Raw genomic sequence first — 24,657 nt, 5'->3', positions numbered from 1 at the left:
CAAAAACGGGTGAGCGGAATCAGATCGATTCCGTCTTGAGATAGTGGTCCAGCAATGGCTTGAAAGCCGCCTGTACGCCAAGCCCCTTCATGATCCAGTAATGACCAGCAATCATTCTGTCGATGAAGAGCGTTTCCACCGGCGGTTTGAACGACGCCAGATGCTGGAATACAGTATTGGCTTTGGCTGCAACTTTCAAATGCACATCACCCGACCTGAAGTCGTAGCTGTCTTCGCTGAAGGGTTGGATGATAATGTCGCGCCACAAAGCATAATACGCCTCATCAACGGCTGGCATCTCTTCAACCCTGACCCCGAGGTCGATCATGAATCGATCAAGAGCGGCGTAGTCTTCCGCTAGAGCAGCATTGACCGCCTTTCGGTAGGCCACCACGATCTCCGGCTTGAGCTTTTTGACGCAGCCAAAATCATAGATGATAAGGGTGCCATCAGGGCGGAAGGCGAAGTTGCCCGCGTGGGGGTCGCCATGAATGGCTTTAAATTTGAACAGCTGATCTGCCATCGTTCGGAAAAGACGCTCACCGATTTCATTGATGGTGGCTTGGTCGTAGCGTTCAGTAGTCACTTCACTGACATGATCCCCAGCGACATATTCCATTGTCAGCACGCGACGTGAGCTCAACCCCGTCAGCACAGCGGGTATCAGGACCTTCGGCTCGTCCTTGTGAAAGCCACGGAAGAGCTCGACATTTCTCGCCTCGTTCTCATAGTCGAGTTCCTCGATGAGACGCGCGCGAATCTCAGCAAAAAGCTGGTCAACAGACTCCTTCGGCATCTTCAGTAGCCCACCGAGTTTCAGTGCCAGTCGCAGCTGCTTCAAATCGGAGTCGACTGATCCACCCACCCCTGGGTACTGCACCTTGACGATGACCTCCTGCCCTTCTCGCGTGGTTGCACGATGTACCTGACCAATCGAGGCGGCGGCATAGGGTTCTTCATCGAAGGTGGCGAAGAGGCTGTTATGGCTCGCGCCAAGCTCTTCTTCGATCTGCTTAGCAATCACCTCGAAATCCATCGGCGGCGCTTCCTTTTGCAGGCGCTGCAAGGCTTTCGAGAACTCTTTCGGGAGGAAGTCCTGGGTCTGCGAGGCCACCTGCCCCACTTTCATCACCGCACCTTTGAGTTCCCCGAGGGTATCGACGATGCGGGCAGCCATCTTGTCGTAGCTCTCGGCTTTCTGCTCGTCGTGCTTCTGTTCGTCGGTGAACTGGCGGCGAATCTTCTGGCCGGCATAATTACTGGCGACCGATGCAGTCATGCCAGCCAGTTTGAAGAATCGTCGAGTACGGCTGACAGGCGTGACCCTGGCTTTACCGGGCTTGCTGTCCTTGTCGTTGGTCAAGAGTACACCTGAATATCTATGGCTGGATGAGCTGTCTAATGTATACCATCAGCCATAGAATATGGATTGCTGTACAGTTATCTGCAAGCGTGGTTTTCAGGGAGCATAATGCGTCGAGCGATTGCGACCGCCCTGCTTTGACTTATAAAGTGCCTGGTCGGCATGTTCTACCCACTGCATCGGCTCAGTTACCGAATCATCCACCGGGGCGATACCTAGCGAAATCGTCCATCGGATGGCGGTGCCCTCATGATGAACGGTGAGCGCCTCGATCTTCTTGCGCAATCGCTCGGCAAATATCATGGCGTTTTCAGGAGGTGTATCAACCAGAATGATGGTAAATTCCTCACCACCGTATCGTCCGGAAATATCGGTTTCACGCATGGTTTCGAGCAGTACTGAAGCCGTTTTCTTTATGACCTCATCCCCCGCAGGGTGACCGTAGGTGTCATTGACCTTCTTGAAATGATCGATGTCGAACATGACCAGGGTGCTATTCTGACCGGTACGCTTGTGTCTCGAGTATTCGGCTTTTAGCGACTCCTGCCAGGCACCCCGGTTGTTCAGGCCAGTCAGGGCATCAGTTCTGCTGAGGTACCCAAGCTTGTCATTGGCGGCCTGGAGTTGCTTGGAATTGGTCGCGATATCCGTCACGTCGTAAATAATCAGGCAGATGTGATCGACCTGACCCGACGCCGAGATCAGCGGGGAGATCGTGATGTTCTGGAACATGTAAGGCTCGGTGCCCGTTATCGGCCGATAGTTCCGGAAGCGAAACAGGTAGGGCCGCTGGGTCCAGGTGGTGAAAGTCCGATTCTGCAACAGGAATACCGCCTGGGTCTTACTGAAGAACCAGTCTTTCGGAATTTCGGTAAACAGGTCAAAGATGACTTTGTCCCTCACGGCATGAGGCTTCTTGCCGCTGTGATTTTCCATGAAGCTGTTCCAGGCCTGCACGCGGTAGCTCCTGTCCAATACCACCAGACCAACGTCTATGGTCTGCAGCATATCCATCAGCCAGTGAAATTCACCAGCATCCAGGTTTTCCGGTGCAGTCATCGTAGATATCCTTTGCTGGCGCCAACACTGTTCATAAGGGATTTATTCAATGAGGTACGCGACCTTGTCGCGCATGACCGGGAGAGAATCTTCAGTAAACATCAGTAGCAGATCGCACTGAATGTTGTAGTTCTCGACCTTGTAGGCAATTTCGATGGCAAGCATGCGCTCCCAGTTCCACTGGTTATTCTCCATGAGCTGGGATACATCGACGTGTTGACCAAGCACCTGAGGATGTCCCTGGCTGAATGAGATATCCATTTGCTCAGCTATGCCCTTGGTACAGGCGCCGATGAGGATCGAAGCCGTGTCCATCAACAGTTCCAATTCGCCGAGTGCATCAAGTTCGCCCTTATATTTCATAAGACGGGCAAGGTCCGCGAAGCTGGCATCATGAAACAGCAACAATGCCTCCCCAGCAATTCCAGAGCCAATGAATCCCTGACAGACCGCCGAGTAGCTGTCTTGATCCTGTGTGGCCTGCAGAGCCATCCGGAGCTCGCTCTGCTCTAGCAGGTTGACCTGAGGCACCGGCAGAAGAATGAATACGTCGAGCAGTCTGGCAAGCAGATCCGCGGCCTGTCCCATCGCGACGTTGGCAATCTCCTGGTAAGCATCCAGCTCACTGGTCTTGCCACTCTTTTCGAGCATAGTGGGCGTAAGCGCGGGCTGGGCTGTCGGCGTCTCCGAACCAGGACCCAGAATACCCAGGCGCTGGAGGATCTCGGCCAACTCATCCGTTCCAATCGGCTTACGGATGAAGTCGGCAGCACCGAGCTGCATGACGCGTTTACGCGCATCCGGCTGAATGTCGCCCGACACAACCACGACGATGCTAGGCAGATCCTCTTTGGCTATCACCGACAGCGTTTCGTAGCCGTCCATCACAGGCATATTCAGGTCAAGGAAGAGAATGTCTCCTTTGCCCTGCCTGATAAGCTCGATCGCCTCACCGCCGTGCTTTGCGAAGGAGATCTCGATGTCCCAATTTTGAGGGAGCGATTTGGCCATTTGTTTTCGCGCGACGCTTGAGTCATCGCAGATCAGAACAGGTGTGGTCATTGATTCACTGGTCGCTATGGCTTATACAGGGGCCTTGTTTTAACACTCAGTAAAGTGCATGCATCAGGATATTGCAAACAGTGCCGGAACAGACCCGGAGGACAAAGGTTGGCAAGCGCGCTTCGGTGGTACGAGTCGCCTTTATGGCCCTAACGCACTCTCGCGATTCATCAAGGCTCGCGTGGCAGTCGTTGGCTTGGGTGGCGTGGGATCATGGGCCGCAGAATCCATGGTGCGCTCAGGCATAGGGCAGATTGACCTCTTCGATCTCGACGATATCTGCATGTCGAACACCAATCGGCAGCTCCATGCTACTAATGCCACCATTGGACAGATGAAGTGTGAGGCCCTGGCGGCGCGGTTCCGCGACATCAATCCACTCGCCGTGATTCGAGCCCACCCCACCTTTGTGACGAAGAGCAACCTCGAATCAACGATTGGCCGTGATTATGATTTCGTCATCGATGCCATCGATTCGGTGAAACATAAGGTCGCCCTGCTGGCCTATTGTGCGCGGAACAAGATTCCAGTGGCGACAGCTGGCGCTGCCGGGGGACTGATCGATCCCTTTCAGCTACAGCGAAGTGACCTCAGCGTGACCTATCACGATGCCTTGCTGGCGAAGGTGCGTCGGTTATTGCGGCAGGAGTATGGCTTCTCGGTGAATCCCAAGCGGCGCTTTGGCATACCGGCGGTGTTTTCAGCCGAACAGGCGAAACTGCCAATACAGGCTGAGGCCTGTGCTGTCGAAGGTATTGATGAGGGTATACCCGCGGACGACCTGATCGGAGGCGCAGCGCAGCAGTCCATGAGGCTGGACTGTGCGACTGGTTACGGTGCGAGCATGGCAGTTACCGCCAGCTTCGGGCTCGCGCTGAGTGCGATAGCCCTGGCGAAGCTTGCGGGACAGCCGGCGCGCTGATACCGGCGGGCCAGCCCCGAGGGACCGGCCGGCGAGGTCAGGCCTTCAGATTCAGGCTGAAGCCTGAGCCTTGGCCTTGCGGCGGTAGGCGTGCAGCAGGGGCTCGGTGTAGCCGTTAGGCTGCTCGGTACCCTTGAACACGAGATCGCAGGCTGCTTCGAAAGCAACACTTGAGTCGAAGTTGGCAGACATGGCCTTATAGCCAGGATCAGACGCGTTCTGCTCGTCAACGATCTTGGCCATACGCTTCATGGCTTCCATGACTTCTTCTTTGGTGTACAGACCATGACGCAGCCAGTTGGCGATGTGCTGACTGGAAATACGCAGCGTCGCACGGTCTTCCATCAGACCCACATCGTTGATGTCCGGCACCTTCGAACAGCCAACACCACTTTCAACCCAGCGTACGACGTAGCCGAGCAGACCCTGGCAGTTGTTGTCCAGTTCCTGCTTCTTGTCTTCAGCGGTCAGTGACTGCGGATCTTTCAGGACCGGCACAGTCAGGATGTCGTCAAGCTTGGCGTGCTCGCGTGACTTCAGTTCCTGCTGCAGCGACATGACGTCAACCTGATGGTAGTGCAGCGCGTGGAGCGTTGCTGCTGTTGGTGAAGGCACCCAGGCGCAGTTGGCGCCAGACTTTGGATGGCCAATCTTGGCTTCCATCATCTGCGCCATCTGATCAGGAATGGGCCACATGCCCTTGCCGATCTGTGCCTTGCCATTGAGGCCCGTCTCCAGACCTACGTCGACGTTCCAGTTTTCGTAGGCACCAATCCATGCTTGCTGCTTCATTGGTCCCTTACGCACTACCGGTGCCAGTTCCATGCTGGTATGGATTTCATCGCCGGTTCTGTCCAGGAAGCCGGTATTGATGAAGACGACCCGATCTTTCGCCTGTCGGATACATTCCTTCAGGTTGACCGTAGTGCGACGCTCTTCATCCATGATGCCGACCTTGATGGTATTCTGCGGCAGACCCAGGCCCTGCTCGATCTGGTCGAACAGCTTGACGGTGAGCGCAACTTCGTCAGGACCATGCATCTTCGGCTTCACGATGTAAACGCTGCCATGTCGGCTGTTGCTAACAGTGTTGCTGCCATTGAGGTCGTGGATAGCGATCAGGGTGGTCACGAAACCATCCATGATGCCTTCCTGAATCTCGTTGCCGTCCTTGTCGATGATCGCATCGTTGGACATCAGATGGCCGACGTTACGCACGAACATCAGGCTCCGGCCTGGCAACTTGAACGCGCTGCCGTCTGGTGCGCTGTATTCACGATCGTCATTGAGCTTGCGGGTAACGGTCGAGCCGCCTTTCGCAAAGCTCTCAACCAGGTCGCCCTTCATCAGGCCGAGCCAGTTCGAGTAGACCACGACCTTGTCTTCGGCATCGACAGCCGCTACAGAGTCTTCGCAGTCCTGAATGGTGGTCAGGGCGGCTTCCATCAATACATCCTTGATGTGGGCCTTGTCAGTCTGGCCTACCGGATGTGAAGCATCGAACTGGATCTCGAAGCGCAGGCCGTTATTCTGCAGCAGCACTGCATCAGGCTGGCCAGCAGCACCCTGGTAGCCGGCGAACTTGTCCGCAGTCTTCAGCGTGGTTTCGTCACCTGACTCCAGCTTGACCTTCAGCTGACCGTCGACCACGGCATAGCTTACAGCATTGCTGTGCGAGCCCTTGGCGAGGGGCGCGGCCTGATCCAGGAATTTCTTCGCATACGCGACGACCTTGTCGCCACGAACAGGGTTGTAACCCGGCCCCTTGCTGGCGCCACCTTCTTCGGAGATGACATCGGTACCGTAGAGCGCATCGTACAGGCTGCCCCAGCGCGCATTTGCCGCGTTGAGCGCGAAGCGTGCATTCATGACCGGAACGACCAGCTGAGGACCTGCCATGGTGGCAATTTCAGGATCGACATTTTCAGTAGTGATGTTGAAGTCGCCGCCTTCAGGAACGATGTAACCGATGTCCTTGAGGAATTGCTTGTAGGCGCCGAGGTCCTTGATCTGACCGTTCTGCTTGCGATTGTATTCGTCCAGCTGAGCCTGGATCTCATCGCGCTTGGCGAGCAGCTGCCTGTTTTCGGGACCGAGCTCATTGACGGCCTTCTCAAGGGCTGTCCAGAACGTTTCCGGCTCGACATCCGTGCCTGGAATCGCTTGCTCGTTGATGAACTTGTAAAGTACTTCTGCGACCTGTAGACCGCCAACCTGAACTCGTTGCGTCATGCTTGTTTCCCATCCTGACGAAAATTATGTCTGAGTGCCGTGCTATTGAATTTCAGGCGGCAGAGTTTACTGGATTACTGGCGGTATTACGACCATGTGCTGAGCCGGGGCAAAGCCATGCGACCGCCAGGCGACGGTCAACAGGCGCCTCGTCCGTGCTTTCGCAACATCATCACTGTTGTCCGCGACTGAGGGGGCGTAAGCAGCAGATACGAAGACGCCGGGCATGCAGACCGGCTCGCCGTCGTAACAGATCAGCGGCAGTACGTCGCGCTCCCATGGCAGCAGACGCCGTTCGGACAGCAGTTTTTTCAAGGTCGTGGTTCTGGCACGCCCGGCCACCTTGACGAGCGTCGCACCTGTTCTTGGCCTACAGCTCACCACCTGTCCCGGTTGAGGTGCAATTATGGTGCTGTACATAGGCCATAAGCCGGCATCAGGCACAGACGTATCGAAACAAGCTAGCGAGCCCGCATGGTCACCAGCCTCCCGCGATTGTTTGATGCCCTGATGCACAAATAGCGTTTGCTGGTAAAGTGAAAGGCACCATGACTGAGGCTCGACGTTCGCGCCACAGTCATGGTTGCCGTCGCCTGCCAGCTCGAAGTGCGCCTGCTGACCGCTGTCACTGGCTGAGCGTTCGACGACATCGAGCAGTTCGGCCCAGGCGCCTTCAGATAATGATAGCGACTGACGCTTCAGCCAGTACCTCAGCAGATTCCGCTGCCGCGATTCGGGCCACGGATAAAGTTCAGAGAGCGGTAGCCGGCCTGCGTAATCCGAGCCGATGAAACGACTGATGCCTTGGGCTGCGCGACCCAGGTCGAGCTCAGCGAGCGTTTCACAAAGCTCAGCCGCGTCCGACAGGTATTGCGAGCTCTGATACATGCGAATGCGCGCAGCTGGCCAGCGGGAAAGCAAGGTTGGGAGCACCGCATGCCGGAGATAGTTGCGGTCGAAGCTGGTGTCGGTATTACTGGGATCTTCGACAGGATGCATTGGCATGCCAAGGGCTACGAGTCGCTTCTCGACTTGCTCGACATCGTAACGACCCAGACCAGCTGCCAGAAAAGGCCTGTGTAAGCTGCCCCGACCGAGCACCCTGGATACTGGTATACCACTCAAGCCTTGCAGCCCATGACCCAGTACCAGCCGGTGCAAAATCGTTTCGGCCTGGTCGTCGAGGTGGTGCCCCTGCAGGAGCACACCCTGCGCAGTGAGTCGGTTTTCGAAAATCTCATAACGTGCAGATCTGGCGGCGGACTCCAAACTACCGCGCGCCCTCACTTCTACCCGTACGATGTCCAGGGTCACAGAAAGCTGCCGACAGACAGTCCCACAGCGCTGTGCCCAGTCCGAAGAGGCAGCGTGCAGACCATGGTCAATATGAATGGCACGGAGCTCAGGACGCTTATGCGCTGGCAAGCTTTCAAGCCAATGAGTGGTCAGACAGAGCAGACTATGCGAGTCGAGCCCACCACTGTAAGCAACGAGGAGCGTGGTAAATGGCTGGGCGTTCAGGGCATCAAGCTGCTCGAACACCCCGCGCATGAATGAATGCTCAGAAGTACTTGTCATAGGCGACGAGGCGCTCGTACCGCTCGTTCACCAGGTCGTCGGTGGGCTTGTTCATGAGGCTGTCGACCGCTTTCACCAGAGACTTCTTCAAGCGTCGGGCAATCACACGAGGATTTCGGTGCGCGCCCCCGAGCGGCTCCTGTACGACTTCGTCGACGAGATCGAGCGCCTTGAGCTTGGCTGCAGTGATACTCATGGCATCGGCTGCATCAGGGGCATAGTCGGCGCTCTTCCAGAGTATGGACGCACAGCCCTCAGGTGAAATGACTGCATAGGTGGCATACTGCAGCATCAGCAGCCTGTCGCAGACGCCGATTGCCAGTGCACCACCAGAACCACCCTCGCCCACCACCGTTGCGATGATTGGCGTTTCCAGACGCGACATGACGGCAAGATTGTAGGCAATCGCCTCACTTTGGCCACGTTCTTCAGCGCCAATACCGGGATAGGCGCCCGGTGTGTCAATAAAGGTCAAAATGGGCAGGCCAAAGCGCTCAGCCATCTCCATCAGCCTGAGCGCCTTGCGATAGCCTTCTGGCTTCGGCATGCCAAAGTTCCGCTTCACCTTCTCCTTGATCTCCCGGCCTTTCTGATGACCGATAACCATTACTGGCCGACCATCCAGACGGGCCGTGCCGCCGACGATCGCCGCATCGTCTGCAAATGAGCGATCGCCGTGCAACTCGTCGAAGTCGGTGAAGATGCTGTTGATATAGTCGAGCGTGTAAGGCCGTCGCGGATGCCGGGAGAGTCGTGAAATATCCCAGGGCGTCAGATCGGAAAAAATGCTTTCCGTCAGATTTGCACTCTTGGTCCGCAGGCGCTCGATCTCTTCGCTGATGTTGACATCCGCCTCTGAGCCTATCAGGCGCAGCTCCTCTATCTTTTCCTCGAGCTCCGCAATTGGCTGCTCGAAGTCGAGATAGTTCAGGTTCATTGCTCTGTCGGCACTGGCCATATCAGCTGGAAATCCTTCAACTGGTCATGAAAGGTAAAACGTCAATTGTAAACAATGGCGACGTTCTGATCGCCCAGAAGATAACGCAAACCATGCAGCAAGTCATCTGAGAGGCTGACGCGCCAGCTGTCGTCCATGGCCAACTCGGCTTCGGCAAAGTCATGCTGATAGCGGATGCTGACCGGACAGCCAACCCGTACATTGCCCTCACCATTCCCATTGGCGGGCTTGAACTGCTGTAGCAGCGTGCTGAGTTCACCGATGAGCGAATCATCTACGCGCTCGCTGCCAATGGCCAGAGTCATCTTACTGGCCAATGCATTGCGGGCATCAGCGATATTGACCGCTGAGTGACCGCGCACACGAAGTCCACCAGAGAAGGTATCCTCCTCGACCTCGCCCTCGATAACCAGAATCTGGTCCATGGCAAGAACATCGCGGACCACTTCAAGTGCTTCACCAAAGAAGGCTACTTCTATTCGTGCGGTTCGATCATCCAGCGTGACGAAGCCCATGAGATGGCCGCGCTTCGTTTTCATGGTGCGCATGGCTACGACAAGACCGGCGATTTTCCTGCTGTCCTTGGCGGGTTGCAGCTCGGCGATCGGCAGACGGGCAAAACGGCGTGCCTCGGATTCGTACTCGTCGAAGGGATGGCCGCTGAGATACAGGCCCAGCGTGTCCTTCTCATAGGCAAGTCGCTGCTTGTCACTCCATTCGCGGATGCGTGCGGCAGAGGCGAATGGATCTGCCTCGACAGCCACTGCATCGTCTCCGAACATGTCCATCATGCCAGCGCTTTCATTTCGATTGTGCTGGTCGGCCTGCTTGACCGCGTCCTCCAGTACTGCAAGCATCTTCGCGCGGCCTGGCCCGAGGGCATCGAGCGCGCCTGACTTGATAAGCGCCTCCAGCGCACGCTTGTTGACCTTGCGCAAATCCACACGGCGGCAGAAGTCGAACAGGTCCTCGAAGGGCCCATTTTTTCGCGCTTCAGTAATACTCTGCACGGGCCCCTCACCCAGACCCTTTACGGCGCCAAGACCATAAACCACGTCGCCATCGTCGTTGACCGTGAAGGTGAAGCTGCTGACATTGACGTCCGGTAGGCGCACCACCAGCTTCATGCGGCGACACTCTTCGATGAGGGTGACCACCTTGTCGATGTTCTGCATTTCAGCCGTCAACACCGCCGCCATGAAGGGCGCGGGATAGTTGGTTTTCAGCCAGGCAGTCTGATAGGAAACCAGGGCATAAGCAGCGGAGTGCGATTTGTTGAAGCCGTAACCCGCGAATTTCTCCACAAGATCGAAGATTTTCTCCGCAAGATCCCGAGAGATGCCGTTCTGCTCACTGCCGTCGACGAAGAAGGCCTTCTGCTTGTCCATCTCCTCCTGTTTCTTCTTACCCATCGCACGACGCAGCAGGTCGGCACCGCCTAGACTGTAGCCGGCCATGACCTGGGCAATCTGCATGACCTGCTCCTGGTACAGGATGATGCCGTAGGTTGGCTCCAGTACAGGCTTTAGAGACTCATGCTGAAAGTCGGTATGGGGATAGGCCAGCGGCGCGCGGCCATGCTTTCGATTGATAAAGTCATCGACCATGCCGCTTTGTAGCGGACCCGGGCGGAACAGGGCTACAAGGGCGATGATGTCTTCGAAGCGATCAGGGAGCAGACGACGGATCAACTCCTTCATACCGCGACTTTCAAGCTGAAAGACAGCAGTCGTTTCAGCGCGTTTCAGCGTGTCGAAAACCGCCTTGTCTTCGAGATCGATTCGAGCGATATCGAGCGGCGGCTCATTGATTTTCTCGCGCTGGGCATTGATGATCTTGATCGCCCAGTCGACGATGGTCAGGGTCCGCAGACCGAGGAAGTCGAACTTCACGAGGCCTGCCGACTCGACATCGTCCTTATCGTACTGGGTCACCAGACCACCGCCGTGCTCGTCACAATAGAGCGGCGAGAAGTCGGTAAGCTCGGTTGGCGCGATGACGACTCCACCGGCGTGCTTGCCCACGTTTCGCGTCACGCCTTCGAGCTTGACCGCCATTTCCCAGACTTCGGCGGCCTCTTCATCGTTATTGATATAATCCCGAAGCGCCTCTTCCTGCTCCCATGCCTTGGACAGCGTCATGCCGACTTCGAATGGGATCATCTTCGAGAGCCGGTCGCCCAGCGAATAAGGCTTGCCCTGCACTCGCGCCACATCGCGAACTACGGCCTTGGCGGCCATGGTGCCGAAAGTGATGATCTGGGATACGGCCGTTCGACCGTAGGTTTCCGCCACGTAGTTGATGACGTCGTCGCGACCATCCATACAGAAATCGACGTCGAAGTCGGGCATCGAGACACGCTCTGGATTCAGGAAGCGCTCGAACAGCAGATCGTAGGCCAGCGGGTCGAGATCGGTAATGCCCAGCACGTAAGCGACGAGCGAGCCCGCCCCGGAGCCTCGGCCAGGCCCGACAGGAATCTTGTTTTCCCGAGCCCAGCGGATGAAATCCATTACGATGAGGAAGTAGCCGGGGAAACCCATTTGCGTGATGATATCAAGCTCAAATTTGAGCCTGTCACGATAGGTTGGATAACGCTCCGCACGCACCGCTTCGTCTGGATAGAGGAACTCCAGTCGCGCCTGCAAGCCGTCTTCACTTACCTTCACGAAGAACTGGTCGAGCGTCATGCCTTCCGGAATCGGATAGTTCGGCAGGAAGTACTTGCCAAGCGGGATGGTCAGACTGCAGCGCTTGGCGATCTCGACGGTGTTTTCAATAGCCTCAGGGAGATCGGCGAAGAGCTCGGCCATTTCTTCGGCGCTCTTGAAGTACTGCGCGTCGCTGAAATCACGGCTGCGGCGTGAATCGTCCAGTGTGCGGCTCTGGCCGATACAGACTCGCGCCTCGTGCGCTTCGAAGTCTGTCGCGCTGAGAAAGTGGACGTCGTTGGTCGCCACCACCGGGCAGCCGGTCTCCTGCGCGAGCATGACGCTTTCGTACACGCACTGATCGTCGCCGTTGCGCCCGGTGCGCTGGACCTCGAGATAGAAGCGGTCTCCAAAAATCGAACGCCAGCTGTCCAGGCGCGTGCGCGCCAGATCCTGCTTGCCAGCCAGCAATGCCTGCCCGACATCGCCATATTGTGCGCATGACAGGGCAATGAGTCCTTCGGCGTGCTCACGAATCCAGTGGCGGTTGACGACCGGGTCGCCCTGACGCTGCTCGTCTGTATATGCTCTGGAGATAAGCCGGGTGAGATTTCGATAGCCCTTATGATCACAGACCAGCAAGCAGAGCGTTGAAATCTGGCCTGGCATATCCGGGTCGACCACGCGCAGATCGCTACCGATGATAGGCTTCACACCCGCGCCTTCGCAGGCCTTGTAGAACTTGATGGCACCACAGAGGTTGGTCTGGTCGGTGAGTGCCAGCGCGGGCATCTTCTGCTTTGCAGCTGCGCCTACCAGGGCTTTCACCTTCGCCAGTCCATTGGCCAGGGAGAAGTCTGAATGCACGCGCAGATGTATGAATTGTGTCATGCTATGGGAGTTGGACCATTGATTTTGGGGTGTCGGGGAGATTCGCTTTGGCTTTGCGGCTCACCCATTCTCGGTGCTCAGCGATGATTTCGCAACCTGCTTGCGTAGAGTTTTTGTGTCTGGCCAATGGTGTCAGCTGCCGAAGTGATCGTACTATTTTCGACCTGTTTCAACCTGTTTCAAGCCTAGTTAGGATCCCATGACCTCTGACGTATCTGGAAAAGCCCCCCGAATGCTGCTCGCCATGCAGTTGAGCTACCTACTCCTGCTGATAGCCGTTTTCGCTGACAAGTGGTTTGCAGTCAACGCCGTCAACACTCAGCTTCTGAACGAACAAGCCGCTGCCGAAGCCATCAACCCCTGGATCATCGGTTTCTGGACAATTTTGCCCTTGCTGCTTTTCGCCTGGCCGGTGATTGCCGTAAAGCGCAAATTGCTCGTCGGCTTCTGCTTTGTACTCTGTATCTATTTCGCGACGGCGATCGTCGATTGGCTGACTTACAATCAGCTCATCGCCAGTGCTGTAGCGTTACTGGCAGCAGCGCATTTCACAGCGATTGGCTTGTACCTCAAAATGAGTCGGCCAGTAGTTGCAGCAAAGCCAGCAGCCGAGAAGCCCGCAGCGATCTGAGCCGAGCTGACAAGGATGCCAACAGCATCCTCGGCATTATTGGCAACTACGAAACTGTGGTTTACGGCGAGTAAGTTCTGACTCTGGAGGCAGGGTCTTTAGAGACTCCGTGTCCGTCGACCTCATCAGTCTGCTCTCCGAGTAGCTGAGCGCCCTGCCTTTCGAGGCTTTCCCAAAGATAGGTCAACTGCGAGTGCGAATTGTTGCGCAGGCGATACAGCCGTACCTCGAGAGGTATGCAACTCTGCACCTGATCGATGAGTGCGAGCTGCCGGTGCTGAAGTGCTGTACGCACGAGCCGGCCAGGCAACCAGCCTACGCCGAAGCCGCCTTTCACAAGTGCCTTCACGCCAATACAGTGCTTCTCGGAACAGACCACCTCGAGGCTAACCCCAAGATCGACCGATTCCATCGTCGATTTCACAACAGGCCCCAGTAGTGCATCATCGTCATACACGATGCAAGGCAGACTACCCCTCGAACCCCGATCACGTCCGGCAGCGTGCACAGGCTCACCAGCCGCGTTACTCGCGCTACAAAGTAAGAGTTGCTCATGATTGACTGTGATGTGTTGTAGCAGTTGGGCCTGCTCGGCACTAAATAGCGACATGTCCGGATGCCAATAGGTCAGCATCAAGTCAGTGCTGCCACTCAAAAGCGCATCGGCGAATTCACGCGCGCCCCACTTCGAAGAATTGAGATCGTAGTCGAAGGTGAGGTCGAGCCGCTCGCCGAGAGGCTTCAACCAGCTTTGGTAAAGACTGATATACAGCGACTGCGAGGTCGCGAAGTTGAGGCGCTCGGTATCGTCGGCCTGTATGCGCTGGCATTGCTCGCGGGTGTCCGCCAGTAAGGCGGTGATACGCTCTGCAGACCGCAGGAATACTTCGCCAGCTGGCGTCAGCGAAAGCGGCAGCGTATTGCGGTTGATCAGCAGCGCGCCCATCTCCTCCTCCAATAGCTTTATCCGCCTGCTGAAAGTGGGCTGTGTGACATTCTGCTGATCGGCTGCCCGGGAGAAGTGCCGGGTATGCGCCAGGGCGATAAAATCGTTGAGCCAACGAACTTCCATGGCGGAAGATTAGCTGGTCAGAATCGCAGTGAGCCTCTGGGCATGTTCTGCAGCCTCAATGCCGAGATCGGTAAGATAACCACCGTCGTTCTGGGTTACCAAACCTTTCTGATACAGCCGCTCAGCAGCCGCTACAGCCTCAGGTGCAGCCGAGTGCTTGTGGACCTTGAGGCCTTCCTGCGTGGAAGACAGACTGAACAGCACCAGCAGATTGGTTTCAGCGACGAGATCATGTGTAAGCGCCATTTCCGTTTCCTTGTTATTTTGGACGATGGTGTAGTTTTATACGATCTTGCGCCAGTCTACAAAGAGACTTTGCAAGGCCGCGACGATTTATTCACGTTCGCACAGGTCCAGCTGTGCCGGTGATAACGGCAGCGGGTCGTGCTTTGACCAGCTTCAACACGCCCACGCTCACCAGCACTACTATGATGCCAGCCCACTGCACGAGGCTCAGCGCCTCATCCGGGAACACTGCCAGCGCAACGACGACCGTCACCACTGGTCCGAACATCGCCACTACGCCTGCCTCCACCGAGTTCGAGCGCCTAATGCCCTCGAAAAGAATAAAGAATGGCACCACGGTGGAGAAAATCACCAGGAGGGACATCCACCCGAAGGCGACAGGCGTCAGCACCAGCTGCGCCGGTTCAAGCGTCGGCAACAGAAAGATTGCCATCGCGGCCAGGGTAAAACTGTTCGTCACCTGGTTGAAGCGCACTGAGCCGATGGCATTCATGATTGGCTGACTCATGCGCCAGAAGATCGCGTACGACAGCGCAGCGCCGAGGCCGTAGGCCAGACCGACAGCGTCAAGCTCTCCGCCCTGCCAATCGGGCAAAACGATCATGCCAATGCCAATCCAGGCTCCGGTGAAAATCAGCAGCTGGCGGATGGTCGGCATCTGCCTGAGCTCCAGTGCCTCGATGAGGATCAGAATCGCTGGAAACAGATACAGCACCATCCGCGAGATGCTGGCGCCGAGCGCTTCTATGGCATGGAAATCACACCAGGCGCTGATGAAGAACAGAAATCCGGTGAAGGCACACAGGTACCACTGCTTCCGGGTCAACCGCGACCTGTCGCGCCCGCGCAGCATGAACATTCCGCCGAACCAGAACAGCGGAACCGCCAGTATGAAACGCCATACCAGCAGCGCATTCACCTCCACACCTTCCTGATATACCAGGCGCGCAAATATGCCCTTGAAGGCCATGGCGAATGTAGCCAGGGCGACCAGTATCAAGCCTGAATGAAGTACCTGTTTCCGTGTCACGACATGCTCCTTGATGATCGACGACTCTGTCCGAAGAAGCCTTATGTTGCGCCTCCGCTTGCTATTCACCAAGCGCATCGCCAGAGTATCAGCTATTCATATTTCGTATGGCATGTCTCATGGATATCAAGCAGCTTCGAGTGTTCATGCAGGTGGCCGAGGTTGGTAGCCTGGCCGGTGCGGCACGACTTACTGATTTGTCTCAGCCGTCACTGGGCCGGCTAATCCGGCAGCTCGAAACTGAGTTGAAGGTTTCGCTGTTTCGACGGACTGGTCGTGGCGTGGTTCTTACTGAAGCAGGGGTTCTGGTGCAGCGGCATGCACGAACGCTGCTGGATGAGGCGACCGCGCTTGAGCAGGCCTTGACGGTGCAAAGTGAAAGTATTATCGGCAGCCTTGCCTTTGGTCTGCCACCAAGCATCGGCGTACGGCTGACTGGCAAGCTCGTGGAGTCGTATCGCCGGGCTTATCCAAAGGTGCATCTGAGCATCTTCGAAACCCTCAGCGGTGATCTGCAGGAGCGCCTGCTGGACGGCAGTCTGGATATCGCGATCCTGTACAGCAGCTCGCTCAGCGCCAGCCTGGCGACTACATCGTTGGGGAGTGAAGACCTGCATCTGATCTGTCGCCGGGATCATCCCGAAGCTCTTGAGGCCTCGATCAGTTTTCAGGAGGTGCTCCAATTGCCACTGATCCTGCCGGGTCGACGGCATGGCTTGCGTGCGCTTTTGGAGCAAACGGCATTCAAGGAGGATCTTGCCTTCAAGACTGACCTTGAGGTGGACTCTTTACGGGTGCAACTGGATCTGGTCGGTCGCGGGCTTGGCTACACAATACTGCCATCGCAGACGCTGCTTGCGAGCCATGTGGATGGGCTTGTGGCGGTGCCTATCGTGGCACCGGTGCCCAGGCGACAGTGTGTGCTGGCCTGGTCTAGGGATCGGGCGCTGTCGCCTGCGGCGGGGGTGATGCGGGCGCTGGTGATGGGGCTGTTTGAGCAGACCTAGGGTAAACCCTAGCTAGGGTTCGCCCTAGCTGCGGGACAGGGTGGATCTGGGCACAATGAGGTGACTTGTCGTCACCCATCATGGAAGAGCCCTCATGACATCGATCACTGCCGCTCGCTCGCTTGATTCGTTCGCTATCAGCGAAGCTAGTAATGCGCGCCTGTCGGCCACCAGCAGCAGCGGCACGCCCACTGAACTGAAAGCCTTCGAATTCACTGGCGCAATTGCACCGAGAACACCCTCGGACCAGGAATTGGCCCAGGCTGTTGATAAGGCCAGCGCCCGTCTCGACCAGGGTGATCGAGCAGGCGCTTATCTGGAGCTTTATTCAGTGACCGGAAACGAGCAACTGCTTATGCAGGCGCAAATCACCACCTATTCTGGCGCGATCGGTGGCATGGCGCTGGAAGGCAATTTCAGAGCGAAGATGGCTAATCCGGAGCAGTACACGCTTACGCTTGATAAGTTCTCGCACGATATCGATAAGGCCGTTATTGGACTGGCCAGGAATGCCGCCGACAAAGGCCGCCCAGAACTTTTCAACACCTATCAGATCATGCATACCGACAGAGCGGTCTGGGAATCGAAGGGGATGGGAAACTACTTCCCTGGAAACGCGCAGTTCATCGGAATCCCTGGCGACGAACATATCGCGAAATCGGAAGGTAGCGAAAACGCGATTCTGGCGCAAGACGAGGCCGAGCTCGGGCGGCGCCCCTCCGAATATGCAAATGATCCTCGCTATGATATCAAGGCCAGTAGGGACGGCCGCTTCATCACAGTTGTGAATAAAGAGACGCAGCGCATTGAAGTGCTATTCGACAAGGCATTCGACTCAGATCATGGTTCCGCGCTTGATCGCTTGCATTCGCCCGACCTTGAACAGATCAAGGATGAGCTACCCTCCGATCGAATTGTTGCGGAGAGGGAACGAAAGATGAACTTCGTGCAGGCCGGACTCATGGTGCCCGTGGATGACCTCCCGGCGTTCGACCCAAGCCTTGCCAGACCAGCCGCAAACCTCGATCGGGTGTTCGAATTCGAGGGTGAATACTATCAGGTCGATGACAAAGTTCTATTCGAACAGGCAGGGGTAGATTTTGAGAAGATGACCGAGGATAGCTTTTCTGCTGCGTTCCAATATGCCTGGCAGATGGGCAGTATTGGGCGTGATGTAGATGCGCTGGTATCTGGTAAAAGTCTTGATTCTTCAGCCGCATTTCAAGCAAGCTTCGAGCATCTCGTAGAGACGAAAGCCGTTGTCAAACTGACGGACGCTGAGGTGGCAGCCCACTTGGCAACCGATGAGCCGGTAATGGAGTACCACCCTGTCAACGACGCCCATAGACAACTTCGCTTCGATCTTTTCACAGAGCTCAGAGCTCAAACGACCGAACAAGCATGAGACAGCAGAGCCGTCGATTTTGAAGGCGTATAATTTTCTCAAATGCTGCAGCGGACTCATCGGTCTGCTGCTCCTGGGTGCTTGTGAAGATCAGCCGCCGAACACTTATGACACCCCCTGGACGGTGTATCTCAAGTCAGAGGAAGTCAGCTATACCCTGCGTGTGCCCTTCGGTGCACTGTATCTCTACAATTTCGAAGACATCGACGAGGATAATCGCTCGGTAGTGCGAACAAGCACCGAAATGGAGTGGGATTCCGACAGCGAGAAGCCGTATGCGCTCTGGCGGAAAGAACAACTTGACGCCACTCCTGGCTTGAACACTGACCACGTCTCGAACAAATTCTGGTTTCACATCGGCTTTATAGATCCATCCATGGATGCCGGCAAACTGGCGCTACGCGTCTACTTCGAGGGAGCGAGTAGTAAGGGACGCCCTTCGAATGCACCATACTCAACCGGATTAATTTGGAACAACACCGCCGAACGATACGAACAGCCTGGTTATGAGTACATCCTGATCAAGACTCGAGACAGAAATGACGCATCCATGATCGAGTGCTCGAAGTCAGCGGTTTATTGTAATTTGCGTGGAGCTCGTTTGTCGCCCCATCTAAATTTCGACACCATTAGCATACCGAAGGACGACCTGCAGAACTGGCGCAGCTATCAGGAGAAGGCGATCAGGCTGTTCAACAGCACTTTGGTGTCGAGCGAAATCCATTCTGAAAACACATGAGACAGCAGAGCCGTCGATTTTGAAGGCGTATAATTTTCTCAGATGCTGCAGCGGACTCATCGGTCTGCTGCTCCTGGGTGCTTGTGAAGATCAGGCGCCGAACACCTATGAGACCCCTTGGACGGTGTATCTCAAGTCAGAGGAAGTCACCTATACCCTGCGTGTGCCCTTCGGCGCGCTGTATCTCTACAATTTTGAGGACATCGACGAAGATAATCGCTCGGTAACGAGAACAAGCACCGACATGGAGTGGGACTCTGATAGCGAAAAGCCGTATGCGCTCTGGCGAAAAGAGCAACTTGACGCCAATCCTGGGCTGGACACTGATCGCGTCTCGAACAAATTCTGGTTTCATATAGGATTCACGGACCCTTCGACAGATTCCGGCAATCTGGCTCTAGGCGTTTATTTCGAGGGTGCAAGTAGTAAGTCACACCCTGCGGATGCACCATATTCAACCGGCCTGATTTGGAACAACACCGCCGAACGATACGAACAGCATGCTTATGAGTACATCCTGATCAAGACTCGTGGCAGCAACGACGCATCTATGATTGAGTGTTCGAAATCAGCCGTTTACTGCAATCTCAGAGGCGCGCGACTTACGCCGCACTTGAAGTTCCAATCCATCAGCATACCCAAGGATGATTTGCAGAACTGGCGCAGCTATCAGGAGAAGGCGATCAGGCTGTTCAACAGCACCCTGGTTTCAAGCGAAATTCATTCTTCTGATGCTCCTGCTGGCTAGCCGTCCGTCTAACCACACGAACGCTTTCTCATCGCTTACAAGATAGTATTCTTGCCGCCTCTGCGAACAGAGACTCGCGCTTACATTAGCCAGGATGCTTTATGAACCACCGCCTCGTATTCCCTACCCTACTCACGACTGCACTCATGCTGGTCACGCCGTTTGCGGTTGCCAAAGACTCGGCCGCACCAGACGCAGATACATTCGTCGACGCCTATATCAAGCTCTTCGTGCCGATTCACATGGTGCGCTCGGTCGATGACCGATGCCAGACGGAGGAGCCGGATCTCGTTCCCCGAGACGCGATTAAGACCTGGGACGAGATCAACTCGGTCGGCAAGCTTGAGGGTGCCTCAGCGAAACTGATGACTCATTCAAAGGACTGGCAAGCCATGCGGCCACTGCTCGACGCCAAGATCGCCGAGACCACCAAAGCTGATATCGCAGAAATGTCCTGCAAAGACTTTAAGGCTACCGTTGAAAAGGGTGGCTTTCAGGTACTGAAATCGTCGCTCGATGATTACCTGACAGTGATGAAGGGGTTTTCTGCGATGTTGAAGGAGGCCCGGGCTACAAAAAGCTGACGCTCTTCAGCTCGTCCTGCAGCGGCCCTGCTCAAAAATCATTTCCGCAGTCAGCCCCTCCTCGTCTGTGATTGACGGATCAGCGCCCGCGTCTAAAAGAACTGGAAGTGCCGGGTGATCGGGTGAATCGCACATAGCCCTCATGAGGGGGGTACGTCCTCGGCTGTCCTGCTTGTTGACGTCAGCGTCAGCCTCTATGAGCAGTGAAATCAGCTCTTTTGCAGATGGCGTGAACAGCGCTCGAAACAACGCTGTTTGCCCGCTTTTGTCTTCACCATTCACTTTTGCGCCGTTCGCCAAAAGCAGTCTTACCAAAGCCGGGGCGTCTTTGTGGGAGATCGCAATCATGAGTGGCGGGGCGGCAGTACCGTCATCTGGAGTATTTGGATCTGCACCCGCTTCCAAGAGCAGGCTGACCAGCTCAAGCGCGTTATCTGTACTGACGGCTTTCATCAACGGCGTGGTAGGGCTACCGATACCGAGGGTATTTTGAAAGCGGTTTACGTCCGCACCTCTCTTCAACAGCATTTGCACAAGCTCAGGGCGATTGCTGGAGACAGCCGCCTCGAGTGCCGCATCGCCGTCCGGACTCAAGCCCGCATCAAGCAGTATGGGCACCGCTTCAGGATTTCTTTTCACTGCACCATCGATGGTAATCGCTGCTTTTTGTAGATCTTCCGCCATCAATCCGTTCACCGTTCGCTGCAGAACTGGCAAGCAGCTCGGCATTTGCGAGATGGTGGCCAGCTGGGGGCCGGCGATAATTGCCCCAGCCTCCTGCAGACGGTCGATTAATGCAATGTGACACTGCGTGGAGATGGCGAGCGCCATCACCGGTAACTGAGTACACTTTTCGACCTTGTGTACGTTTGCACCATGATCAAGTAGCGCGTCGACTTTCTCAAGGTATTGATCGGCTTCATCGTAGTTATTGGCGTCAAAAGCTCTGGCGCTCTTATTGACTGCCATTCCAAGCAAAGAGTGTGACCTTTTTCCCACAGTGGCACATTCGTTTGCCTCTGCACCCGCTTTCAGCAAGGTTTTAAACACCTCCACACTGTTCGATTTTGGAAGGACATCGCTAAGTACAGTGCCACTCCCGGGCATGGGTGGTATTGCATTCACGTCGGCTCCGGCATCAAGAAGTAGCTTTACCACATCCAGCCGATTTCTCTTCGCCGCTACATTTAGCGGTAATAATCCGTTCTCACTAGAGTCATTTGGATCAGCACCTTCAGCCAAGAGCCTTTTGATCTCCGTGGTGGGATGACGATATGCGGCCACCACTAACTTGTCTGCAATGGTGAACTCTGGCGGGCTGTCAGCGCAAGCAAATCCTCCGTCTACGCTTAGGAAAGCAATGACTACGGATTTTTGCAGAATGCGGGAGGCGCGACTCGCTCCTGAGCTCCGACTAAGCCTCATTGTGCAGCCGTGTTCGAGAATCTTTCGATATCCGTTTTAATCTGAATTAGTTCCATCAGCCCTTCTGCATGGGTTTCAGTAGATCTCGAAGTTTTGCATAGTCTTTGAATAGCTGCGGGCGGAGTTTGTCTACGTCCCCAGAACCACTACGCTGCGCAGTTGCAATAGTGAGGAGGGTCTCTCAGCGATTTTGAAGGAGGCCAGGGCTACAGGTGGCTGGCGGCTCTCCTTAAACATCACAGAGTCCCTTCTCTACTATCATGTCAGCGGTATTGCCGTCTTGGTCGGTCATGTGAGGGTTAGCTCCACCTTCGAGCAGGCGGGGTATCATGGGGTGGGATAATGATAGGCACATGGCTCGCATCAGTGGAGTTCGCCCAGTGTTATCTGGTTTATTTGCGTCAGCGCCGGCTCCTAGCAGTAGAGGAACCAACTGATAATCCTCTTGGTGCCATAGCGCGTGCATCAGAGCAGTCTCCCCTGAACGATCCTGGCCATTAACATCTGCACCAGCAGCGAGAAGCTGCTTCGCCATTGACGCACCTCCCTTCCTTCTCACAGCGAGAATCAAGGCCGTATGACCGCCGAAATCTTCCTTCCATTCGAGATCAACACCTGCCGACAGTAAAATAGGCACGACCGATTCAGCGTATTCACTGCGCACAGCGGCGGTCAGTGGAGAATCGTGAGGCTTTCCCTGTAAGGTCGATTTTTGATTAATGTCCGCGCCTGCGCTCAGCAGGAGCCGAACCATTTCCACGTTCCCCTCCCCCGCGGCGAGAACGAGAGCCGCGCGGCCGTTAGGGTCGAACTTATGGGCTAGCAGCAGCGGAACTATACCCGGGTTGCTCTCCACTGCATCGTCGATAACTATTTCGGCCTCACGCAGCTCTTCAGGAGACGTCAACTTCAAAACACGTTCTAGAACGGATGTACAGGTAGGGTCTTTCGATAGAGCACGCACTTCATAGGGTGGAACTTCTGCGCCTGCATCCAATAGCCGGTGCAGAAGTCGCTCGTAGCAAGGCGCGGACACTGCTTTGGAAAACGCTGGCAGCTGCTCACATTGATCAACCTTCTGTGGGGTAGCCCCATTTCTCAGCAGTATTTCGATGTTGTCAAGATAGCCCTCAGCACTGTCAGATTTTTGTGATGCAAAGGCTCGAGATGCACGTCCGATCGCGCCGCCTAACGCTGTGAAGCTGGCTTTTTCGTCTTGCCCGCAGCGATTGGGATCAGCGCCAGAATCAAGCAACAAACGAATCATTTCACCACGTCTGAGACTTGTTGCGGCGACGTATAGAGGGGCGCTATCGAAATCAAACTTTGCGCCCTTATTTACATCGGCTCCCGCCGCCAGAAGCGTCTCCGCAACGTCAAGGCGATTATATAGCGCGGCGTAGTACATAGGGGTGAGCCCTTTTCGATTAGGCTGGTTAGGATCTGCCCCGTCCGCTAGAAAACTTTCAACCGCAGCTAGTGGCATGCGAGCAACTGCGTAAACCAGTCTCTCAGCAAGCTCCTGTTTTTGGTCATCGGCCGAGGCGATAGACCAGCCAGGGAAAAGCACCAGGCAAAGAACAAAAATCAGGTTTCTTGACATCCCACTAACCTTATCGAAAAAAGTATTTCACCTTGTTTGCGGTGCAGGTTAACGATACGCGTCACAGATGGCTTTGATTTTTTGCAATTGCCGAAGGTCCTCTTGCAACGGCGCCATTAGCTCTCTGAGGTTCTCATTCACTTTCGACACCTTCTCCGATAGCTCTGGACTTATTGCCCCGGAGTCCGATGCGGCAGCAACTTCGGCCAGCACAACCTTGCCCTCAACCAGGGCCGAATTTAAAGCTGGGGACCTCGAGATATACCTCTCAACTGCTTCAGAATGTCTAATAGCCTCATTCGCCAACTGAGTCCAATTTCCTCCCTCCTGCTCCCAAACCGCTATGCCCGCTGACGCCTGGTCGTAGTAGCTCTCTCGGTCCAAACTCCCATTGTGAAAATGTCGATCTCTGGTATCGAAGGTGAAGTCAGAATAATCTTCGTCGATCACCCTATCGATGCCTCCAGCGGCGTTCGCGGTATCGGATGCGAATTTTACTAGTTCATCTGGATCAACAGCCATACTCTGAAGATCCAACACTTCAGCAGCGAACTTCGCTCTCTCAAGTCGTGCCGTGTCAAGTTGTTCGCCACTTGGAAATTCTGCCTGAAGCTGAGCGTATTCAAGAAGGGTATCCGCAGCAGCTTCTCGCTCACCAAAGCTCCTCTTGATCAACTCGGTACCATTCTGGATTAGATCGAACGGATCAACAGCAGCCTCTCCCATCGCCTCAGATCCGATCCGGCCGTTGATATCATCGCCTACCAAGCCTGCGGTCATTTTCACTAGGCCCATTGGCGATGCACCACTCGTACCGATGCCAATGGCCTGGAACAGTCGGGTCATAAGCGCCTGGCCACTGCCAGTCGATTGTGAACCGATACCTACCAATAGCGTCTTATCTGCATTTGTACTCTCAAGCTTGAGAAGCTGCCAGTGAGGGTCCTTCTCAAGCTTTTGCTCCAACCCGGGATTCTCCTCCAAAAGTGTTTGAAGCGCCGCACGCTGCTCTGCGGTCTTCTCTTTGTGAGCATCCAACAGGTCGCCGAACAACGGCTCAACAGTCTGCCCTCCCCCCAACGCAATATCGAAATCCTCTCGAAGATGAGCCAATGGGAATTGCCAATCCCTGCCCATCTTCAGCGCCGATTCAACGTCACCGAACAGCGATTCCGCAAGCTCTTGATTACCGTCTGCAAGCTCCGCCATTCGGTCGGCAAGTCCCCGGGTATCAAGGCTACCGGTCGATGGATTCGTGAAGTCTCGAATCAGCTGCTGTGCGCTGGGAGGCAATCCCGCGGCAGCAGAAGGGTTGAATGCGAAAGAAGCGCCGGCGGCGCCTACGGAACTGAGCGAGGTCATGTGCAATCCCTGTCGTAACTGAGTGAAGTAGACTCGATTATCAAGATAAATGCAGGCGTCGGTAACTAGGGCGAACCCTAGGTGGGACA

The 24,657-nt window shown here is 55.5% G+C and carries 20 protein-coding genes; 7 read left to right on the top strand and 13 right to left on the bottom strand.

All coding sequences use genetic code 11. From position 1 onward, the window contains the following. Positions 1 to 19: 19 nt before the first annotated feature. The 3 genes from ACH3PB_RS00580 to ACH3PB_RS00570 form a co-directional block, all read right to left on the bottom strand. On the bottom strand, positions 20 to 1,363 hold the full coding sequence (locus ACH3PB_RS00580; RefSeq protein ID WP_416397529.1) for an ABC1 kinase family protein: 1,344 nt from the start codon (positions 1,361 to 1,363) through the stop codon (positions 20 to 22). A 96-nt stretch (positions 1,364 to 1,459) separates the two neighbouring features. After that, positions 1,460 to 2,422, bottom strand: a complete 963-nt coding sequence (locus ACH3PB_RS00575; RefSeq protein WP_416397528.1) for a GGDEF domain-containing protein — start codon at positions 2,420 to 2,422, stop codon at positions 1,460 to 1,462. Between the two features lie 42 nt (positions 2,423 to 2,464). Beyond that, positions 2,465 to 3,433, bottom strand: coding sequence for a response regulator (locus tag ACH3PB_RS00570; RefSeq protein ID WP_416397527.1), 969 nt, complete (start codon positions 3,431 to 3,433; stop codon positions 2,465 to 2,467). A 109-nt stretch (positions 3,434 to 3,542) separates the two neighbouring features. Between ACH3PB_RS00570 and ACH3PB_RS00565 the strand changes: the two genes are divergently transcribed. After that, positions 3,543 to 4,406: a ThiF family adenylyltransferase gene (locus tag ACH3PB_RS00565; protein ID WP_416397526.1), complete on the top strand. Its 864-nt coding sequence runs from the start codon at positions 3,543 to 3,545 to the stop codon at positions 4,404 to 4,406. A 51-nt stretch (positions 4,407 to 4,457) separates the two neighbouring features. Here ACH3PB_RS00565 and ACH3PB_RS00560 read toward each other — a convergent pair whose 3' ends face one another. From ACH3PB_RS00560 to dnaE, 4 genes are all read right to left on the bottom strand, one after another. Next, positions 4,458 to 6,638: a malate synthase G gene (locus ACH3PB_RS00560; RefSeq protein ID WP_416397525.1), complete on the bottom strand. Its 2,181-nt coding sequence runs from the start codon at positions 6,636 to 6,638 to the stop codon at positions 4,458 to 4,460. 66 nt (positions 6,639 to 6,704) lie between these two features. After that, positions 6,705 to 8,189, bottom strand: coding sequence for a tRNA lysidine(34) synthetase TilS (tilS, locus tag ACH3PB_RS00555; protein WP_416397524.1), 1,485 nt, complete (start codon positions 8,187 to 8,189; stop codon positions 6,705 to 6,707). Between the two features lie 10 nt (positions 8,190 to 8,199). Further along, complete coding sequence (locus tag ACH3PB_RS00550; RefSeq protein WP_416399493.1) at positions 8,200 to 9,153, bottom strand: acetyl-CoA carboxylase carboxyltransferase subunit alpha; 954 nt, start codon at positions 9,151 to 9,153, stop codon at positions 8,200 to 8,202. Between the two features lie 62 nt (positions 9,154 to 9,215). Then, on the bottom strand, positions 9,216 to 12,716 hold the full coding sequence (gene dnaE, locus ACH3PB_RS00545; RefSeq protein ID WP_416397523.1) for a DNA polymerase III subunit alpha: 3,501 nt from the start codon (positions 12,714 to 12,716) through the stop codon (positions 9,216 to 9,218). 199 nt (positions 12,717 to 12,915) lie between these two features. On the opposite strand from dnaE, the gene ACH3PB_RS00540 reads away from it, so the two are divergent. Beyond that, the gene (locus ACH3PB_RS00540) at positions 12,916 to 13,347 is read left to right on the top strand and encodes a DUF2069 domain-containing protein (protein WP_416397522.1); all 432 of its coding nucleotides are present in this window, start codon (positions 12,916 to 12,918) and stop codon (positions 13,345 to 13,347) included. 61 nt (positions 13,348 to 13,408) lie between these two features. Here the strand turns inward: ACH3PB_RS00540 and ACH3PB_RS00535 are convergent, their stop codons facing one another. The 3 genes from ACH3PB_RS00535 to ACH3PB_RS00525 form a co-directional block, all read right to left on the bottom strand. Then, entirely contained in the window at positions 13,409 to 14,419 is a 1,011-nt protein-coding gene (locus ACH3PB_RS00535; RefSeq protein WP_416397521.1) for a LysR family transcriptional regulator, read from the bottom strand. 9 nt (positions 14,420 to 14,428) lie between these two features. Beyond that, positions 14,429 to 14,665, bottom strand: a complete 237-nt coding sequence (locus ACH3PB_RS00530; protein WP_344807702.1) for a TIGR02647 family protein — start codon at positions 14,663 to 14,665, stop codon at positions 14,429 to 14,431. A gap of 91 nt (positions 14,666 to 14,756) precedes the next feature. Further along, the gene (locus ACH3PB_RS00525) at positions 14,757 to 15,695 is read right to left on the bottom strand and encodes a DMT family transporter (protein WP_416397520.1); all 939 of its coding nucleotides are present in this window, start codon (positions 15,693 to 15,695) and stop codon (positions 14,757 to 14,759) included. A 119-nt stretch (positions 15,696 to 15,814) separates the two neighbouring features. Here ACH3PB_RS00525 and ACH3PB_RS00520 point away from each other — a divergent pair, with 119 nt between their 5' ends. The 5 genes from ACH3PB_RS00520 to ACH3PB_RS00500 all read left to right on the top strand — a co-directional run bounded on the left by ACH3PB_RS00520 (position 15,815) and on the right by ACH3PB_RS00500 (position 20,178). Next, positions 15,815 to 16,702: a LysR family transcriptional regulator gene (locus ACH3PB_RS00520; protein ID WP_416397519.1), complete on the top strand. Its 888-nt coding sequence runs from the start codon at positions 15,815 to 15,817 to the stop codon at positions 16,700 to 16,702. Between the two features lie 94 nt (positions 16,703 to 16,796). After that, the gene (locus ACH3PB_RS00515; protein WP_416397518.1) at positions 16,797 to 18,107 is read left to right on the top strand and encodes a hypothetical protein; all 1,311 of its coding nucleotides are present in this window, start codon (positions 16,797 to 16,799) and stop codon (positions 18,105 to 18,107) included. Between the two features lie 19 nt (positions 18,108 to 18,126). Beyond that, positions 18,127 to 18,846: a hypothetical protein gene (locus ACH3PB_RS00510; protein ID WP_416397517.1), complete on the top strand. Its 720-nt coding sequence runs from the start codon at positions 18,127 to 18,129 to the stop codon at positions 18,844 to 18,846. 19 nt (positions 18,847 to 18,865) lie between these two features. Further along, on the top strand, positions 18,866 to 19,594 hold the full coding sequence (locus tag ACH3PB_RS00505) for a hypothetical protein (protein WP_416397516.1): 729 nt from the start codon (positions 18,866 to 18,868) through the stop codon (positions 19,592 to 19,594). A gap of 101 nt (positions 19,595 to 19,695) precedes the next feature. Beyond that, a complete protein-coding gene (locus tag ACH3PB_RS00500; protein WP_416397515.1) occupies positions 19,696 to 20,178 on the top strand; it encodes a hypothetical protein in 483 nt (160 codons plus the stop codon). Between the two features lie 6 nt (positions 20,179 to 20,184). On the opposite strand, the gene ACH3PB_RS00495 is transcribed toward ACH3PB_RS00500, so the two are convergent. The 3 genes from ACH3PB_RS00495 to ACH3PB_RS00485 form a co-directional block, all read right to left on the bottom strand. After that, positions 20,185 to 21,420 (bottom strand): ankyrin repeat domain-containing protein, encoded by a 1,236-nt coding sequence (locus tag ACH3PB_RS00495; protein WP_416397514.1) that lies wholly within the window; start codon positions 21,418 to 21,420, stop codon positions 20,185 to 20,187. A 412-nt stretch (positions 21,421 to 21,832) separates the two neighbouring features. Further along, on the bottom strand, positions 21,833 to 23,206 hold the full coding sequence (locus ACH3PB_RS00490; protein WP_416397513.1) for an ankyrin repeat domain-containing protein: 1,374 nt from the start codon (positions 23,204 to 23,206) through the stop codon (positions 21,833 to 21,835). 48 nt (positions 23,207 to 23,254) lie between these two features. Continuing rightward, the gene (locus ACH3PB_RS00485) at positions 23,255 to 24,568 is read right to left on the bottom strand and encodes a hypothetical protein (protein ID WP_416397512.1); all 1,314 of its coding nucleotides are present in this window, start codon (positions 24,566 to 24,568) and stop codon (positions 23,255 to 23,257) included. Between the last annotated feature and the right edge of the window lie 89 nt (positions 24,569 to 24,657).

Source organism: Allohahella sp. A8 (genome assembly GCF_047946665.1).
Lineage (GTDB): Bacteria > Pseudomonadota > Gammaproteobacteria > Pseudomonadales > Oleiphilaceae > Allohahella.
Note: the sequence above shows the minus strand (reverse complement) of the source record. Positions and strands in the feature narration are given on the sequence as shown.